General features: G+C 60.9%; 12 protein-coding genes and 1 pseudogene. 3 read left to right on the top strand and 10 right to left on the bottom strand.

Translation table 11 applies throughout. The annotated features are described in order from the left end of the window. Positions 1-141 precede the first annotated feature (141 nt). A pseudogene (locus ACF8EA_RS07650) lies at positions 142-597 on the top strand (transposase). 109 nt (positions 598-706) lie between these two features. Here ACF8EA_RS07650 and ACF8EA_RS07655 read toward each other — a convergent pair. The 7 genes from ACF8EA_RS07655 to ACF8EA_RS07685 all read right to left on the bottom strand — a co-directional run bounded on the left by ACF8EA_RS07655 (position 707) and on the right by ACF8EA_RS07685 (position 9,014). Then, positions 707-1,600, bottom strand: a complete 894-nt coding sequence (locus ACF8EA_RS07655; protein WP_021783554.1) for an ABC transporter permease subunit — start codon at positions 1,598-1,600, stop codon at positions 707-709. Continuing rightward, complete coding sequence (locus tag ACF8EA_RS07660) at positions 1,597-2,517, bottom strand: ABC transporter permease subunit (protein WP_021783553.1); 921 nt, start codon at positions 2,515-2,517, stop codon at positions 1,597-1,599. Before ACF8EA_RS07660 ends, ACF8EA_RS07655 begins: the two co-directional genes overlap by 4 nt. Next, positions 2,514-3,656 carry a polyamine ABC transporter ATP-binding protein gene (gene potA, locus ACF8EA_RS07665; protein WP_021783552.1) on the bottom strand — a complete coding sequence of 381 codons (1,143 nt, stop codon included), beginning with the start codon at positions 3,654-3,656 and terminating at the stop codon, positions 2,514-2,516. The genes ACF8EA_RS07660 and potA overlap by 4 nt, the downstream gene beginning before the upstream one ends. Positions 3,657-3,728: 72 nt before the next feature. Then, the gene (locus ACF8EA_RS07670; protein WP_021783551.1) at positions 3,729-4,823 is read right to left on the bottom strand and encodes a polyamine ABC transporter substrate-binding protein; all 1,095 of its coding nucleotides are present in this window, start codon (positions 4,821-4,823) and stop codon (positions 3,729-3,731) included. Positions 4,824-4,979: 156 nt separating this feature from the next. Continuing rightward, complete coding sequence (locus tag ACF8EA_RS07675; RefSeq protein WP_209969265.1) at positions 4,980-6,077, bottom strand: polyamine ABC transporter substrate-binding protein; 1,098 nt, start codon at positions 6,075-6,077, stop codon at positions 4,980-4,982. A gap of 168 nt (positions 6,078-6,245) precedes the next feature. Further along, entirely contained in the window at positions 6,246-7,607 is a 1,362-nt protein-coding gene (locus ACF8EA_RS07680) for an aspartate aminotransferase family protein (protein ID WP_084850175.1), read from the bottom strand. Between the two features lie 48 nt (positions 7,608-7,655). Then, entirely contained in the window at positions 7,656-9,014 is a 1,359-nt protein-coding gene (locus tag ACF8EA_RS07685; RefSeq protein WP_003253727.1) for a glutamine synthetase family protein, read from the bottom strand. A 574-nt stretch (positions 9,015-9,588) separates the two neighbouring features. On the opposite strand from ACF8EA_RS07685, the gene ACF8EA_RS07690 reads away from it, so the two are divergent. After that, on the top strand, positions 9,589-10,965 hold the full coding sequence (locus ACF8EA_RS07690; protein ID WP_021783548.1) for a glutamine synthetase family protein: 1,377 nt from the start codon (positions 9,589-9,591) through the stop codon (positions 10,963-10,965). A gap of 137 nt (positions 10,966-11,102) precedes the next feature. Here ACF8EA_RS07690 and argA read toward each other — a convergent pair whose 3' ends face one another. Further along, a complete protein-coding gene (gene argA / locus ACF8EA_RS07695; RefSeq protein WP_003253723.1) occupies positions 11,103-12,401 on the bottom strand; it encodes an amino-acid N-acetyltransferase in 1,299 nt (432 codons plus the stop codon). A gap of 124 nt (positions 12,402-12,525) precedes the next feature. After that, positions 12,526-13,668, bottom strand: a complete 1,143-nt coding sequence (argE, locus tag ACF8EA_RS07700; protein WP_021783547.1) for an acetylornithine deacetylase — start codon at positions 13,666-13,668, stop codon at positions 12,526-12,528. A gap of 116 nt (positions 13,669-13,784) precedes the next feature. On the opposite strand from argE, the gene ACF8EA_RS07705 reads away from it, so the two are divergent. Further along, positions 13,785-15,152 (top strand): inorganic triphosphatase, encoded by a 1,368-nt coding sequence (locus ACF8EA_RS07705; protein ID WP_101196387.1) that lies wholly within the window; start codon positions 13,785-13,787, stop codon positions 15,150-15,152. 95 nt (positions 15,153-15,247) lie between these two features. Here the strand turns inward: ACF8EA_RS07705 and ACF8EA_RS07710 are convergent, their stop codons facing one another. Next, a complete protein-coding gene (locus ACF8EA_RS07710; protein WP_392521434.1) occupies positions 15,248-15,718 on the bottom strand; it encodes an Lrp/AsnC family transcriptional regulator in 471 nt (156 codons plus the stop codon). Positions 15,719-15,764: the final 46 nt, after the last annotated feature.

Below are 15,764 nucleotides of genomic sequence, written 5' to 3' on the forward strand. Positions count from 1 at the left end.
TACCTGTGGGAGCGGGTTCACCCGCGAATGGGCCGGTACAGGTACATATAACCTCTGCCATATCCAGAAACCATCCACTTCATTGCGCCGGCATCACAGTTACTACCTTTGGGAGGTCATCTGTTTGCAAGGAAGAACCTGATGCCCAGAGCTCAATCCCACCTGCTTCGTCGTGGTCGCTATTCAGAGCTCGGCAGACTCTATCTGCTGACCACCATTACCCATCAGCGCAAGCCGCTATTCGATGAATTCCACCATGCCCGCTTGGTCATTCATCAATTGCGGTAATCCGATCACGACCAAGCCTGCCGTTCACTGGCCTGGGTGTTGATGCCCGACCATCTGCATTGGCTGATCGAATTGAAAGGAGCAACGCTGGATACCTTGATGCGCAGGTTCAAGTCCAGGTCCAGTCTCGCGTTACATCAGGCAGGGGTTGAGCATCATCCGGTATGGCAGCCTGGATATCAGGACCGGGCAATGAGAAGGGAGGAAAGCATAGTGCATGTCGCCAGATACATAGTTGCCAACCCGTTGCGGGCCGGCTTGGCAGGAAGTGTCAGGGACTATCCACACTGGGATGCAGTCTGGCTTTGAATGTGTGCTGGGGGAATTCGCGGGTAAACCCGCTCCCACAGCGACCGCGCACATTTTAAAGGTTGTGCACTACGACTGTGGGAGCGGGCGTGCCCGCGAAAGGGCCGGCTCAGGCCGATGCAGCCACCTGCGCCGAGCGCTTGACCTGCGGCTGCGAAGCGTTGGCCGCAGCACCCTCTTCGATCGCCTGCTGAATCGCCTTGCGACGACGCTCTTCGGCCTGGCGGCTGAAGTACCAGACGAAGAAGGTCACCAGCGATACCGACAGCAATATCAGGCTGGCCACGGCGTTGATCTCCGGTTTCACGCCCAGGCGCACCGCCGAGAACACTTCCATCGGCAAGGTGGTCGAGCCAGGCCCGGAGACGAAGCTGGCCAGTACCAGATCGTCCAGCGACAGGGCGAACGACATCATGCCGCCCGCCGCCAGCGACGGTGCGATCATCGGGATGGTGATCAGGAAGAACACCTTCCACGGCTTGGCACCCAGGTCCATCGCCGCTTCCTCGATCGACAGGTCCAGCTCACGCAGGCGAGCCGACACCACCACCGCGACGTACGCCGCACAGAACGTAGTGTGGGCAATCCAGATGGTGACGACACCACGCTCCTGGGGCCAGCCGATCGACTGCGCCATGGCCACGAACAGCAGCAACAGCGACAGACCGGTGATCACCTCGGGCATTACCAGCGGCGCAGTGACCAGGCCACCGAACAGCGTGCGGCCCTTGAAGCGGGTGACGCGGGTCAGCACGAAGGCTGCCAGGGTACCCAGCGCCACCGCTGCCACCGCCGTGTAGCAGGCGATTTCCAGCGAGCGCATCACCGAACCCATCAGCTGGGTGTTGTCGAGCAGGCCGACGTACCACTTGATCGACCAGCCCCCCCACACCGTCACCAGCTTGGAGGCGTTGAACGAGTAGATCACCAGGATCAGCATCGGCAGGTAGATGAACAGCAAGCCGAGCACCAGCATCAGCTTGGAGAAACTGAAGCGTTTCATGCGCGGCCCTCCATCTCTTTGGCCTGGCTACGGTTGAACAGCAGGATCGGCACGATCAGGATCGCCAGCATTACCACCGCCAGGGCGGATGCTACCGGCCAGTCACGGTTGTTGAAGAACTCCTGCCACAGCACTTTACCGATCATCAGGGTTTCCGGGCCGCCCAGCAGTTCCGGGATCACGAACTCGCCCACCACCGGAATGAACACCAGCATGCAGCCGGCGATGATGCCGTTTTTCGACAACGGTACCGTGATCTTCCAGAAGCTGTTGAAGGTGCTCGAACCCAGGTCGGATGCAGCTTCGAGCAGGCTCGGGTCATGCTTCACAAGGTTGGCGAACAGCGGCAGGATCATGAACGGCAGGTACGAATAGACCACGCCGATGTACACCGCCAGGTTGGTGTTGAGGATTTGCAACGGCTGGTCGATCAACCCGGTCCACAGCAGGAAACCGTTGAGCAGGCCATTGTTGCTGAGGATACCCATCCAGGCATAGACGCGGATCAGGATCGCGGTCCAGGTTGGCATCATGATCAGCAACAGCAGGACCGTCTGGGTCTCCTTCTTGGCGTTGGCGATGGCGTAGGCCATCGGGAAGCCGATCAGCAGGCACAGCAGGGTGCTGAAGAACGCCATCTTCAACGAACCCAGATAGGCCGCGAGATACAGATCATCCTCGGTCAACAGCCCGTAGTTGGCCAGGTTGAGGACCAGCTGGATCTTGTCTTCGACGTAGGTGTAGATCTCGGTATAAGGCGGAATTGCCACATCAGCTTCGGCAAAACTGATCTTCAGGACGATGAAGAACGGCAGCATGAAGAACAGGAACAGCCAGATGAACGGCACGCCGATCACCAGATGCCGCCCCTCCGGGACCAGACGCTGGAAGGCTCGCTTGAGCTTGCGCAGTTTCATGACCGCAGTACCACGCCGCTGTCGTCTTCCCACCACACGTACACTTCATCGCCCCAGGTAGGACGAGCACCCTGGCGCTCGGCGTTGGCGACGAACGACTGGACGACCTTGCCGCTCGGCAGCTCCACATAGAACACCGAGTGGCCACCCAGGTAGGCGATATCGTGCACCTTGCCGCGCGACCAGTTGTGCTCGAACTCGGGCTGCTTGGTGGTTACCAGCAGTTTCTCCGGGCGCAGGGCGTAGGTGATGTGCTTGTCTTCAACCGAAGTGGTGATGCCGTGGCCCACGTAGATCTTGCGCTCCAGCTCCGGGCTGGCAATGATCGCGTAGCCTTCGGCGTCATCGACCACGTCACCTTCGAACAGGTTGACGTTACCGATGAACTCGCACACCAGGCGGCTGGTAGGTGTCTCGTAGATGTCCACTGGCGAGCCGATCTGGGCGATCCAGCCCAGGTGCATGATGGCGATGCGCTGGGCCATGGTCATGGCCTCTTCCTGGTCGTGGGTCACCATCACGCAGGTCACACCCACGCGCTCGATGATCTCGACCAGCTCCAGCTGCATCTGCGAACGCAGTTTCTTGTCCAGTGCACCCATCGGCTCGTCGAGCAGCAGCAGCTTGGGGCGCTTGGCCAGCGAGCGGGCCAACGCCACACGCTGACGCTGGCCGCCCGACAACTGGTGCGGCTTGCGCTTGGCGTACTGGGTCATGTGCACCAGCTTGAGCATCTCGGCCACGCGCGCATCAATCTCGGCCTTGGGCAGCTTGTCCTGCTGCAGGCCGAAGGCGATGTTCTGCGCCACGGTCATGTGCGGGAACAACGCGTAGGACTGGAACATCATGTTGATCGGCCGCTCGTAGGGCGGCATATCGGTGATGTCGACGCCATCGAGGAAGATCCGCCCTTCGCTAGGGCGCTCGAAGCCGGCCAGCATGCGCAGCAAGGTAGACTTGCCGGAACCGGAGCCACCCAGCAAGGCGAAGATCTCACCCTTGCGAATTTCCAGGGACACATCGTCCACGGCTACCGTTTCGTCGAACTTTTTCGTGACCCGGTCGATCTTGACCAGCACCTGCTTGGGTTGCTGGTCACCCTCGAGGGCTTTTTTATAGGCACCGGAGGCAACTGCCATGAGTGAAACTCCCAACAAGATTTTTGTGCCCGCGCGGCCAGACCTGCAAAGGCCGCCGCGGGTCTGGATTTTTTACTTGCCCGACTTGACCTTGGTCCAGCTACGGGTCATCAGCCGTTGCACCTTGGGTGGCAACTCTGAGTTCACGAACATCTTGTTCAGCACTTCCTGCGGTGGGTAAACCGCAGCGTCAGTCCTCACGGCCTGGTCCATCAGGTCGCCAGCCTTGGGGTTCGGGTTGGCGTAACCGACGTAATCACTGACCTGGGCGATAACCTCAGGTTTCAGCAAATAGTTGATGAAGGCATGCGCCTCTTTGACGTTCTTGGCGTCCTTGGGGATCGCCAGCACGTCGAACCAGAGGTTGCCGCCTTCCTTGGGAATGGCGTAGGCCAGGTTCACGCCCTTCTTCGCTTCTTCAGCGCGAGCCTTGGCCTGGAACACATCACCCGAGAAACCTGCCGCGACGCAGATATCGCCGTTGGCCAGGTCGCTGATGTACTTGGACGAGTGGAAGTAGGTCACGTACGGGCGCACCGCCAGCAGCTTCTGCTCGGCCTTGGCGTAATCCTTGGGGTCGGTGCTGTTCGGGTTGAGGCCCATGTAGTTGAGCACCGCTGGCAGCATTTCGTCCGCCGAGTCGAGGAAGGCCACACCGCACTTGGAGAGCTTCTTCATGTTTTCGGGCTCGAACAGCACGGCCCAGGAGTCGATGGTATCCACGCCCAGCGCAGCCTTGACCTTGTCGACGTTGTAACCGATGCCGTTGGTGCCCCACAGATAAGGCACCGCGTACTGGTTACCCGGGTCGTTCTTTTCCAGGCGCTTCATCAGCGCCGGGTCGAGGTTGGAATAATTGGGCAGCAGGTTCTTGTCGAGCTTCTGGAACGCGCCCGCCTTGATCTGCTTGCCGAGGAAATGGTTGGACGGCACCACCACGTCATAACCGGTGTTACCGGCCAGCAGCTTGCCTTCCAGGGTTTCATTGGAGTCGAACACGTCTTGCACAGGCTTGATGCCCGTGGCGCTCTCGAAGTCCGCGAGTGTGTTAGGGCCGATGTAGTCGGACCAGTTATAGAAGTGCACCGTCGGCGCCGCTTGGACGCTGCATGCCAGCGTCAGGCCCGCGCCAGCCATCAAGGCCTTGCGGAATACAGAAATAGACAAGTGGGGGTCCTCACAATCAGTGCCTGGGTAGCGACAATGCTGCCGCACACGCAAAACCGGCGCGCAACTTAACTTCGCAGCTTCGATGCCGCAATCATCAATTACCTTTCAATGGCTCTGGGCCAGGAAACCCGGCCCAGAGCTGTCGCATCAGGCTTACTTGCCCGACTTGATCTTCGTCCAGCTGCGGGTGATCACTCGCTGCACAGAAGCGTCAGGCGCAGCGATCGCGTACAGCTGCTTCTTCACTTCGGCAGGCGGGTAGATGCTCGGGTCGCTGGTGATGTCTTTGTCCACGAACTGGGTGGCAGCAGCGTTCCCGTTCGGGAAGCGCACGGCATTGGTGATTTCAGCCATGATTTCCGGCTGCATCAGGAAATTCATGAACTGGTAGGCAGCGTCTTTATGCTCGGCATCTTTCGGGATGGCGACCATGTCGTAGAAGGTACCGGCACCTTCCTTCGGAATGACGTAGTCCACTTTTACCTTGTCGCCCGCTTCATGGGCACGGGCCTTGGACTGCTCCAGGTCACCCGAGTAACCGACGGCTACACAGATGTTGCCGTTGGCCATGTCGCCAATGTACTTGGACGAGTGGAAGTAGGTGATCGAAGGACGGATCTTGAGGAACAGGTCTTCGGCGGCCTTCAGGTCTTCTTTCTTGGTGCTGTCGGTCGGCTTGCCGAGGTAGTGCAGCGCAGCCGGGAGCATTTCGGTCGGGGCGTCAAGGAAACTCACGCCGCAGCTCTTGAGCTTGGCGATGTTCTCAGGCTTGAACACCACGTCCCACGAATCGATCTTGTCCACGCCCAGCGCAGCCTTGACCTTCTCCGGGTTGTAGCCGATGCCGATCGAGCCCCACATATAAGGGAAGGCATGCTTGTTGCCCTTGTCGCTGGCATCGCCAACGGCCTTGAGCAGGTCGGGGTCGAGATTTTTCCAGTTCGGCAGTTTCGAACGGTCCAGTTCCTCGTACACACCCGCCTTGATCTGCTTGGCCAGGAAGTTGTTCGACGGCACGACGATGTCATAGCCCGACTTGCCTGCCAGCAGCTTGGCTTCCAGGGTTTCGTTGCTGTCGAAGACGTCGTACTTGACCTTGATACCCGTCTGCTTCTCGAACTTGGCGATGGTGTCCGGAGCGATGTAGTCCGACCAGTTATAGACGTTCAACACTTTGTCTTCAGCCTGAACAGCGGAGGCCATGGCGCCCATCAGGGCGGCGGCCAGCAACGTTTTGCCCATTTTATTCATGCGTAATGCTCCAGAATTTTTATTTAGCAACTGTCCAGCAGCCAGAACCCACGGTGCAGAGCGCGCGGCGACTGAAACAGCCGCTAGTCTGGCAAGTTACAAGGCCCTGTATCAAGGAAAGCAGGGCCATGTAACGGCTTAATGTCACAACGCTAGCCTAGCAAACGCTTATCGAATCGCCTCAAGGGTAAGATCCAGGCACTTGCGTGCCTTTTCCACCAGTTCGTCGATCTCCGCATGGCTGATTACCAGCGGCGGCGCGATGATCATGGTGTCACCCACCGCACGCATGATCAGGCCGTTCTCGAAGCAGAAGGTGCGACAGATCATGCCCACGCCTTTGCCTTCGTAACGGCTGCGGGTGGCCTTGTCCTTGACCAGCTCGATCGCACCCAGCATGCCCAGGCCGCGCACTTCACCCACCAGAGGATGGTCCTGCAGCTCGCGCAAACGCTTTTGCAAATACGGTGCCGTATCCGTGCGCGCCTTCTCGACAATTTTCTCGTCACGCAGGATGCGCAGGTTTTCCAGGCCCACCGCGGCCGCCACCGGGTGGCCGGAGTAGGTGAAACCGTGGTTGAAGTCGCCGCCTTCGCTGATCACCTTGGCCACGGTGTCACGCACGATCACACCGCCCATGGGGATGTAACCAGAGGTCAGGCCTTTCGCGATGGTCATCAGGTCGGGCTTGAGGTCGTAGTAGTCAGAGCCGAACCACTCGCCGGTACGGCCGAAGCCGCAGATCACCTCGTCGGCGACGAACAGGATGTCGTACTTGGCGAGGATCTCCTTCACCTTCGGCCAGTAGGTTTCCGGCGGGATGATCACGCCACCTGCGCCCTGGATCGGCTCGGCGATGAAGGCAGCGACGTTGTCTTCGCCGACTTCGAGGATCTTCTTCTCCAGCTGCTCGGCAGCCCAGACACCGAATTCGTCAGGGGTCATGTCGCCGCCCTCGCCGAACCAGTAAGGCTGAGGGATGTGTACGATGCCCGGGATCGGCAAGCCACCCTGCTCGTGCATGCCGCTCATGCCACCCAGGCAAGCACCGGCGAAGGTGGAGCCGTGGTAACCGTTGATACGGCCGATGATGGTCTGCTTGTGCGGTTTGCCCTTCAGCGCCCAGTAGTGACGCACCATGCGCAGCACAGTGTCGTTGCCTTCGGAGCCGGAGCCGGTGAAGAACACATGGGTCATACCTTTCGGCGCCACGTCGGTGATCGCTTTGGCCAGCTCGAGCGCCGGCGGGTGAGCGGTCTGGAAGAACAGGTTGTAGTACGGCAGCTCGCGCATCTGTTTTTCTGCCGCCTGCACCAGCTCTTCACGGCCGTAGCCGACCGCCACGCACCATAGACCGGCCATGCCGTCGAGGATCTTGTGCCCCTCGCTATCCCACAAATGCACACCCTGGGCCTTGGTGATGATGCGCGGCCCCTTCTCCTTCAGTTGCTTGTAGTCACTGAAGGGTGCGAGGTGATGCTCCCCGCTCAGGGTTTGCCATTCACGGGTTTGCGGGTTGTTGACGCTCATGTGCTTCTCCGTTATTGGACCGCCGCGCTCCTGCGGCACCAGGGTTGATCAGACAGCGAACAGCAGGAACTCACGCTCCCAGGAACTGATGACGCGCTTGAAGTTTTCGTGCTCGGCGCGCTTGGTGGCGACATATCCGGTAATGAATTTCTTGCCCAGGTACTGCACCAGCGCACGGCTGTTTTCCATACGTTCCAGGGCGTCTTCGATGGTCAGGGGCAGGCGCAGGTTGCGGCGTTCGTAACCACGGCCCTGCACTGGCGCGCTGGCCTCGATACCTTCGACCATGCCGATGTAGCCACACAGCAGGCTGGCGGCGATGGCCAGGTAAGGGTTGGCGTCGGCGCCCGGCAGGCGGTTTTCGACGCGCCGGCTTTGCGGGCCGGCATCCGGTACGCGCAGGCCGACGGTGCGGTTTTCTTCGCCCCACTCCACGTTCACCGGCGCCGAGGTGTCGGGCAGGAAGCGGCGGAACGAGTTGACGTTGGGCGCGAACAGCGGCAGCGCCTCGGGGATGAACTTCTGCAGGCCGCCGATGTGGTTGAGGAACAGCTCGCTCATGCTGCCGTCTTCATTGCTGAAGATGTTCTTGCCGGTCGCCACGTCGACCACGCTCTGGTGAAGATGCATGGCACTGCCCGGCTCGCCGGTCATCGGTTTGGCCATGAAGGTGGCGGCCACGTTGTGCTTGAGCGCCGCCTCGCGCATGGTGCGCTTGAACACCAGGATCTGGTCGGCCAGGTGCAGGGCGTCGCCGTGACGGAAGTTGATTTCCATCTGCGCCGTGCCGTCTTCGTGGATCAGCGTGTCGAGGTCCAGTTGCTGCAGCTCGCACCAGTCGTAGACATCTTCGAACAGCGGGTCGAATTCGTTGGCAGCTTCGATCGAGAACGACTGACGGCCGGTTTCCGGGCGGCCTGAACGGCCGACCGGGGGCTGCAACGGAAAGTCCGGGTCCTCGCTGCGCTTGGTCAGGTAGAACTCCATCTCGGGGGCGACGATCGGCTGCCAGCCCTTGTCGGCGTAGAGCTTGAGCACTTTTTTCAGCACGTTGCGCGGCGACAGTTCGACCGGGTTGCCCTTCTTGTCGTAGGTGTCGTGGATGACCTGTGCGGTCGGCTCGATAGCCCACGGCACGAGGAACACGGCGTTCTCGTCAGGACGGCAGATCATGTCGATGTCTGCCGGGTCAAGCAGTTCGTAATAGATGTCGTCGTCGACGTAGTCACCGGTCACGGTCTGCAGCAGCACGCTCTCGGGCAGCCGCATGCCTTTTTCGGCGATGAATTTGTTGGTTGGCGAAATCTTGCCGCGCGTGATGCCGGTCAGGTCGCTGATCATGCATTCGACTTCGGTAATCTTGTGCTCTTTCAACCAATCGGTGAGCTGGTCGAGGTTGTTACTCATAAATACCTCAGGAGGTAAGGTGGTCCACGACTTGATTCTGGATGGAGTAGATTGCTAAAGCAAAAACCCACGCGCAGAGCCACAGTGGATACACTGAAATCAGCTGTGTCCGTAATGAGTTCAAAAGGCAGGAAGACGAAGCGAAGGGCGGCAAGCCGCTGCGAGGACCGGTCCGGGAACGCGAAACGTCAATTATTGCGGCCAGGGCGACCACGCCATTGACGAAGCTTGCAAAAATGACGGAAGTGCCTGTTGGCACTGCGCAGGCAGTGCTTTCAGGTCGCGGCAAGCGGACCATGTGACCCTCGTATTATTGTGTTCTGGGTTGAGACCGAGCTTAGCCTTGTTCATTTTTTTACACAACACCTCCGTAAAAAATAAAACACGGCGCACCGGAGATAGCCCTTTACGCAGGAAATAGCGGATAATGGTTTGCCCCGATATGCAGCAAATCTGCCGTAGATGTGCCATTTCAGGGCATCATGGGGTTGGCTTGACATCAGTATGGCTTTTCGATTGACTGGTCTTGCAAGCCCCCCTTGATTGATATTTTTAACAACAAAGGTGTTGCATCATGTCGGTACCCCCGCGTGCCGTTCAGCTTAACGAAGCGAACGCGTTCCTTAAGGAACATCCTGAGGTTCTCTACGTTGACCTTCTGATTGCAGATATGAATGGTGTGGTGCGTGGCAAGCGCATTGAGCGCACCAGCCTCCACAAGGTTTACGAGAAAGGCATCAACCTGCCGGCCTCCCTCTTCGCCCTGGACATCAACGGCTCCACCGTCGAAAGCACCGGGCTGGGCCTGGACATCGGCGATGCTGACCGCATCTGCTATCCAATCCCCGACACGCTCTGTAACGAGCCGTGGCAAAAGCGCCCCACCGCCCAGCTGCTGATGACCATGCACGAACTGGAAGGCGAGCCGTTCTTCGCCGACCCGCGCGAAGTGCTGCGTCAGGTGGTGACCAAGTTCGACGAACTGGGCCTGACTATCTGCGCCGCATTCGAACTGGAGTTCTACCTGATCGACCAGGAGAACGTGAACGGCCGCCCGCAGCCACCACGCTCGCCAATTTCGGGCAAGCGCCCGCAGTCGACCCAGGTGTACCTGATCGACGACCTCGACGAATATGCCGACTGCCTGCAGGACATCCTTGAAGGCGCGAAAGAACAAGGCATCCCGGCCGATGCCATCGTCAAGGAAAGCGCCCCGGCGCAGTTCGAAGTCAACCTGCACCACGTGGCCGACCCGCTCAAGGCCTGCGACTACGCGGTACTGCTCAAGCGGTTGATCAAGAACATCGCCTACGACCATGAAATGGACACCACCTTCATGGCCAAGCCCTACCCGGGCCAGGCAGGCAACGGCCTGCACGTGCACATTTCCGTGCTGGACAAAGATGGCAACAACATCTTCACCAGCGAGGATCCCGAGCAGAACGCCGCGCTACGTCACGCTGTCGGCGGTGTGCTCGAGACCCTGCCCGCGTCCATGGCATTCCTTTGCCCGAACGTCAACTCGTACCGCCGCTTTGGCGCGCAGTTCTACGTGCCGAACGCGCCAAGCTGGGGCCTGGACAACCGCACCGTGGCGCTGCGCGTGCCAACGGGTTCTGCGGACGCCGTGCGCATCGAGCACCGCGTGGCCGGTGCCGACGCCAACCCGTACCTGATGATGGCTGCGGTGCTGGCGGGCGTTCACCATGGCCTGACCAACAAGGTCGAGCCGGGCGAGCCGATCGAAGGCAACTCGTACGAGCAGCTGGAGCAAAGCCTGCCGAACAACCTGCGCGATGCCCTGCGCGAGCTGGACGACAGCGAGATCCTGAACAAGTACATCGATCCGAAGTACATCGACATCTTTGTCGCGTGCAAGGAAAGCGAGCTGGAAGAGTTCGAGCACTCGATCTCCGACCTCGAGTACAACTGGTACCTGCATACCGTGTAAACAAAAACGCCGCCCCTCAAGGGCGGCGTTTTTTGTTTGAGACCGGTGTCGCCTGCTTCGCGGGCACGCCCGCTCCCACAGGTAAGCCACAGGCTTCAGCCCTCGAAATTACCCTGTGGGAGCGGGCGAGCCCAGGCTTACAGGGGCTTCTCGAAAATCTTCGAATTGCGCTGGTAGTTGTATAGCGAAGCCCGCGCCGCCGGCAGCCGCTCCACGCCACTCGGCGCAAAGCCGCGCTCGCGGAACCAGTGCGCCGTGCGTGTAGTCAGCACGAACAAAGTACTCAAGCCCATCTGCCGTGCCCGGCTCTCGATCCGTTCCAGCAGCTCGTCCCCACGCCCGCCATGGCGGTACTCCGGGTTCACCGCCAGGCAAGCCAGCTCGCCGGCCTCGGAATCGGCAATCGGGTACAGCGCCGCACAGGCGATGATCATGCCCTCGCGCTCGACCACGCTGAACTGCTCGATCTCTCGCTCCAGCACTTCGCGCGAACGGCGCACCAGGATGCCCTGCTCTTCCAGCGGGCTGATCAACTCCAGCAAGCCACCCACATCCTCGATAGTTGCCTCGCGCACCACTTCGAACTGTTCCTGCGACACCAGCGTACCGCCACCGCCACGGGTGAACAGCTCGGTGAGCAGCGCGCCGTCCTCGGCATAGCTGACGATATGGCTGCGCGCCACGCCGCCTTTGCAGGCCTCGGCCGCAGCATCCAGCAGTTCGCCCTGGTAGTCGCTGCCAAGACGCTGCAGATGCGGGGCAACCTGCTGCGGGCGCAGTTCGCGCACCAACCTACCGTCGGCGTCCAGCAGGCCCGGCTCGGCGCCGAACAGCAGCAGTTTGTCGGCGCCCAGTTCGATGGCCGCGCGGGTAGCCACGTCTTCGCAGGCCAGGTTGAAGATTTCCCCGGTAGGCGAGTAGCCCAAGGGCGACAACAGCACGATGGAGCGCTCGTCGAGCAGGCGGCTGATGCCCTTGCGGTCGACCCGGCGCACTTCGCCAGTGTGGTGGTAGTCTACGCCTTCGAGCACGCCGATCGGCCGCGCAGTGACCAGGTTGCCGGAGGCCACGCGCAGGCGCGAGCCCTGCATGGGCGAAGCGGCAATGTCCATCGACAGCCGCGCTTCAATGGCCAGGCGCAGGGCGCCGACGGCATCGATCACGCAGTCCAGGGTGGCCGCATCAGTAATACGCATGCCCCGGTGGTAGTGCGGGGTCAGCCCGCGATCAGCCAGCCGGCTTTCGATCTGCGGGCGCGAGCCATGCACCAGCACCAGGCGCACGCCCAGGCTGTGCAGCAGCACCAGGTCGTGGACGATGTTGCCGAAATTAGGGTGTTCCACCCCATCGCCAGGGAGCATGACCACGAAGGTGCAGTCGCGATGGGCATTGATATAGGGGGATGCATGACGCAGCCAGTTGACGTAATCGGGCATGACAGAGCCTGTGGATAAGTGGACGGAGAACGGCGATGCAGGGGGCGTTCAGGATCATCGTCGGAACAGGCTTGCGGTCACGCGCGGTCTCCTCTATGCAGGAACGAATCAGTTCGATTGACGTTTAGTGCAGGCAATAGTGCCGGATCAGGTCACGCAATAGACGCACGGTAGGCTCGATTCGTGACATTTCAAGGTATTCGCCGGGCTGGTGGGCACAGGCAATGTCGCCAGGGCCCAGCACGATGGTCTGGCAGCCCAGTTGCTGAAGATAAGGTGCTTCGGTGCCGAACGCCACCGCTTCAGCGCGATGGCCGGTCAGGCGCTCCGCGACCTGTACCAGTTCGACATCGGCAGCCTGCTCGAACGGCGGCACCTCCGGGAACAGCGGCGCATAGTCGATGCGCACCTCATGGCGCTCTGCAACCGGCAGCAATTTTTCGCGAATGGCCGCGCGCAGTTGCTCCACGTCCATGCCAGGCAGTGGCCGCAGGTCGAACTCCAGGGCGCATTGGCCGCAGATACGGTTGGGGTTGTCGCCGCCGTGGATGCAGCCGAAGTTCATGGTAGGGGTCGGCACGGTGAATTGCGGGTTGCTATAGGTTTGTTGCCACTGCTGGCGCAGGCCCATCAGCTCGCCCATGACCGCATGCATGGCCTCCATGGCGCTGCGCCCCAGGCTTGGGTCCGACGAATGGCCGCTGCGACCGAGGATGTCGATGCGGTCCATGAGGATGCCCTTGTGCATGCGGATCGGCCGCAGCCCGGTAGGCTCACCGATGATCGCTGCACGGCCCAGAGGCTGGCCGGCCTCGGCCAGGGCACGGGCGCCGGACATGGAGCTTTCTTCGTCGCAGGTGGCAAGGATCAGCAGCGGCTCCTTGAAGTCGTGCTCCAGCAGCGGGATGACCGCTTCGATGACCAGGGCGAAGAAGCCCTTCATGTCGCAGCTGCCCAGGCCGACCCAGCGGCCATCGGTCTCGGTAAGCTTCAACGGGTCGCTGGCCCACAGCTGTTCGTCATAGGGCACGGTATCGCTGTGCCCGGCCAGCACCAGCCCTCCCGGGCCGGTGCCACGGCTGGCCAGCAGGTTGAACTTGCCGGGGCTGACCTGCTGGATATCGCACTTGAAACCCAGGTCGCCGAGCCAACCGGCCAGCAGGTCGATAACCTGGCGGTTGGACTGGTCCAGCGCAGGTTGGGTACAGCTGACCGAAGGCGCGGCGATCAAGGCGGCAAACTGGTCTTTCAGCGTCGGCAACGGCATGCGCGTACTCCTCGGAAACGTTACCCATCATAGGACTATCCGCTGTCTGGAATAAACCGTTGATGGCTGACTGCTGTAGACTCTCCGCCAACCACGCCCCCTCTTTCGAGTCTGTGATGCACAAAGAAACCGAACTGAAGCTCCGCGCCAGCCGCGAGACCCTTGCCGCCCTGCGCGAGCACCCTCTGCTGAAAAAGCGCAACAAGTCCGGCTGGCAGACCCGTGAACTGCTTAACCAGTACTTCGACACCCCCGAGCGTGAACTGTCCGCCGCCCGTGTCGCCCTGCGCCTGCGCCGCGATGGCGACGCGATCATTCAAACCCTCAAGTGCCGCGGCCAGAGCGTGGCCGGCCTGTCCGAGCGCAACGAGTACGAATGGAACCTGGACAAGGTCAAGCTCGACCTGAAGAAGCTGGACGCCACCTGCTGGCCCGAGCAACTGGCCAACCTGGACAAGAAAACCATCAAGCCACTGTTCACCACCGATTTCAGCCGTGAATACGCTGAAATCGCCTGGGGCCGTGGCAAGAGCAAGGTGGTGATCGAGGCCGCGCTGGACCAAGGCTTCGTGATCGCCGGCAAGCGCAAGGAAGAGATCTGCGAGCTGGAGCTGGAACTGCGCGAAGGTGAGCCGCAAGCCCTGCTGGAACTGGCCGCAGAACTGGCCGCCAGCCTGCCACTGATGCCGTGCGACATCAGCAAGGCTGAGCGCGGTTACCGCCTGCTGGAACCGGACAGCTACGAGCTGGACCTGCCGCACACCGCGTTGGAAGCCGAAATGGCCTTGGACGACGCCTATGCCGCCCTCGCCTGGCAGCTGCTGGCCAGCAGCCAGCGCCTGGCCGAGCAGTACCGCCACAACGGCCACTGGCGCCTGTTGCAGGACTGGGTCGAGTGCCTGAGCGAGCTGCGCGCACTCACTGCCAGCCTGGGCCAGGCAGCACCGCGCGCTACCACCCGCGACCTGCGCACCAGCCTTGATGCCTTGCTTGAAGACTGGCGCCCGCTGGTGCAGGCCGGCAACGATGACGAAGACATCCGTCGCGCCGCACCCGAGCAGTTTGCCGAAGAACTGCAAGACGTACGCTGGGGCCAGTTCTCGCTGGAAACCTCACGCTGGCTGACGGCCCGTACCTGGACCGCAGAGCGCAAGGGCCGCGGCGAACGCCAGGGCAAAGCGCAACTGGCCAGCTGGCTGGGGCATCTGCTGGGCGAGGAAGGCCGCGCGTTGAAGCTGCCGCTGTACACCCAGCGCCCGGAAGACCTGGCCGAGCAGTTGCCACGTATCGAGCAGCTTCTAGCCTGGCTGCACCACGCCCGCCAGGTGCTGGAAGCGCCGCAGATGGACCGCTTGTACGGCGACCTGAAAAAGCTGCACGAGCTGGCCGAGCAGCCTATCAGCGATGAAGTACTGGAAGCGCGTATCGAACAGGCTCGGGCGGTGGACCAGAGCCGCGGCTGGAAGCACCTGCTCAAGGCGTGATACCGCGCCGCCTGCTTCGCGGGTAAACCCGCTCCTACATACGATCCGCGCCAGGCGTGGGGCCAGTGTAGGAGCGGGTTTACCCGCGAATGGCCTCAACGCGATAGTGGCAGGCTAGTGGTGGACTTGATCTCGGAAAGCGCCACAATCGAATTCACTTCCTGAATCCCCGGCACGTTCGACAGTTTTTCGAAGAAGAACCGCTCGTAGGCCTCGATGTCCGACGTGACGATTCGCAGCAGAAAGTCCACAGCCCCCATCAGCACATAACACTCCAGCACCTCAGGGAACCCGCGGATCGCCTCGGTGAACTCGGTGAAGTTGGAGCGCCCGTGGGCGTTCAGTTTCACTTCGGCGAAAATCTGCGTGTTCAGGCCGACCTTCTTGCGGTCCAGCAAGGTCACCTGCCCACGAATCACCCCCTCTTCCTTCAAGCGCTGAATGCGCCGCCAGCACGGCGATTGCGACAGCCCGACGCGCTCGGCGATCTGTGCACTGGACAGCGAAGCATCCTCCTGCAGCATTTCGAGGATGCGACGGTCGTAGGCGTCCAGCTCGCTGTGCATTGTTTATTCTCCACATTAGATTTTTTTGAATAAAAGAATTCACTAA

The sequence above is a fragment of the Pseudomonas sp. YQ_5 genome (assembly GCF_043103305.1).
In the GTDB taxonomy this organism is placed as follows: domain Bacteria; phylum Pseudomonadota; class Gammaproteobacteria; order Pseudomonadales; family Pseudomonadaceae; genus Aquipseudomonas; species Aquipseudomonas putida_Y.

Coding starts and splice junctions, on each gene's coding strand:
- ACF8EA_RS07655 (WP_021783554.1), bottom strand. CDS start 1,600: ATGAAACGCTTCAGTTTCTCCAAGCTGATGCTGGTGCTCGGCTTGCTG.
- ACF8EA_RS07660 (WP_021783553.1), bottom strand. CDS start 2,517: ATGAAACTGCGCAAGCTCAAGCGAGCCTTCCAGCGTCTGGTCCCGGAG.
- potA (WP_021783552.1), bottom strand. CDS start 3,656: ATGGCAGTTGCCTCCGGTGCCTATAAAAAAGCCCTCGAGGGTGACCAG.
- ACF8EA_RS07675 (WP_209969265.1), bottom strand. CDS start 6,077: ATGAATAAAATGGGCAAAACGTTGCTGGCCGCCGCCCTGATGGGCGCC.
- ACF8EA_RS07680 (WP_084850175.1), bottom strand. CDS start 7,607: ATGAGCGTCAACAACCCGCAAACCCGTGAATGGCAAACCCTGAGCGGG.
- ACF8EA_RS07685 (WP_003253727.1), bottom strand. CDS start 9,014: ATGAGTAACAACCTCGACCAGCTCACCGATTGGTTGAAAGAGCACAAG.
- ACF8EA_RS07690 (WP_021783548.1), top strand. CDS start 9,589: ATGTCGGTACCCCCGCGTGCCGTTCAGCTTAACGAAGCGAACGCGTTC.
- argA (WP_003253723.1), bottom strand. CDS start 12,401: ATGCCCGATTACGTCAACTGGCTGCGTCATGCATCCCCCTATATCAAT.
- argE (WP_021783547.1), bottom strand. CDS start 13,668: ATGCCGTTGCCGACGCTGAAAGACCAGTTTGCCGCCTTGATCGCCGCG.
- ACF8EA_RS07705 (WP_101196387.1), top strand. CDS start 13,785: ATGCACAAAGAAACCGAACTGAAGCTCCGCGCCAGCCGCGAGACCCTT.
- ACF8EA_RS07710 (WP_392521434.1), bottom strand. CDS start 15,718: ATGCACAGCGAGCTGGACGCCTACGACCGTCGCATCCTCGAAATGCTG.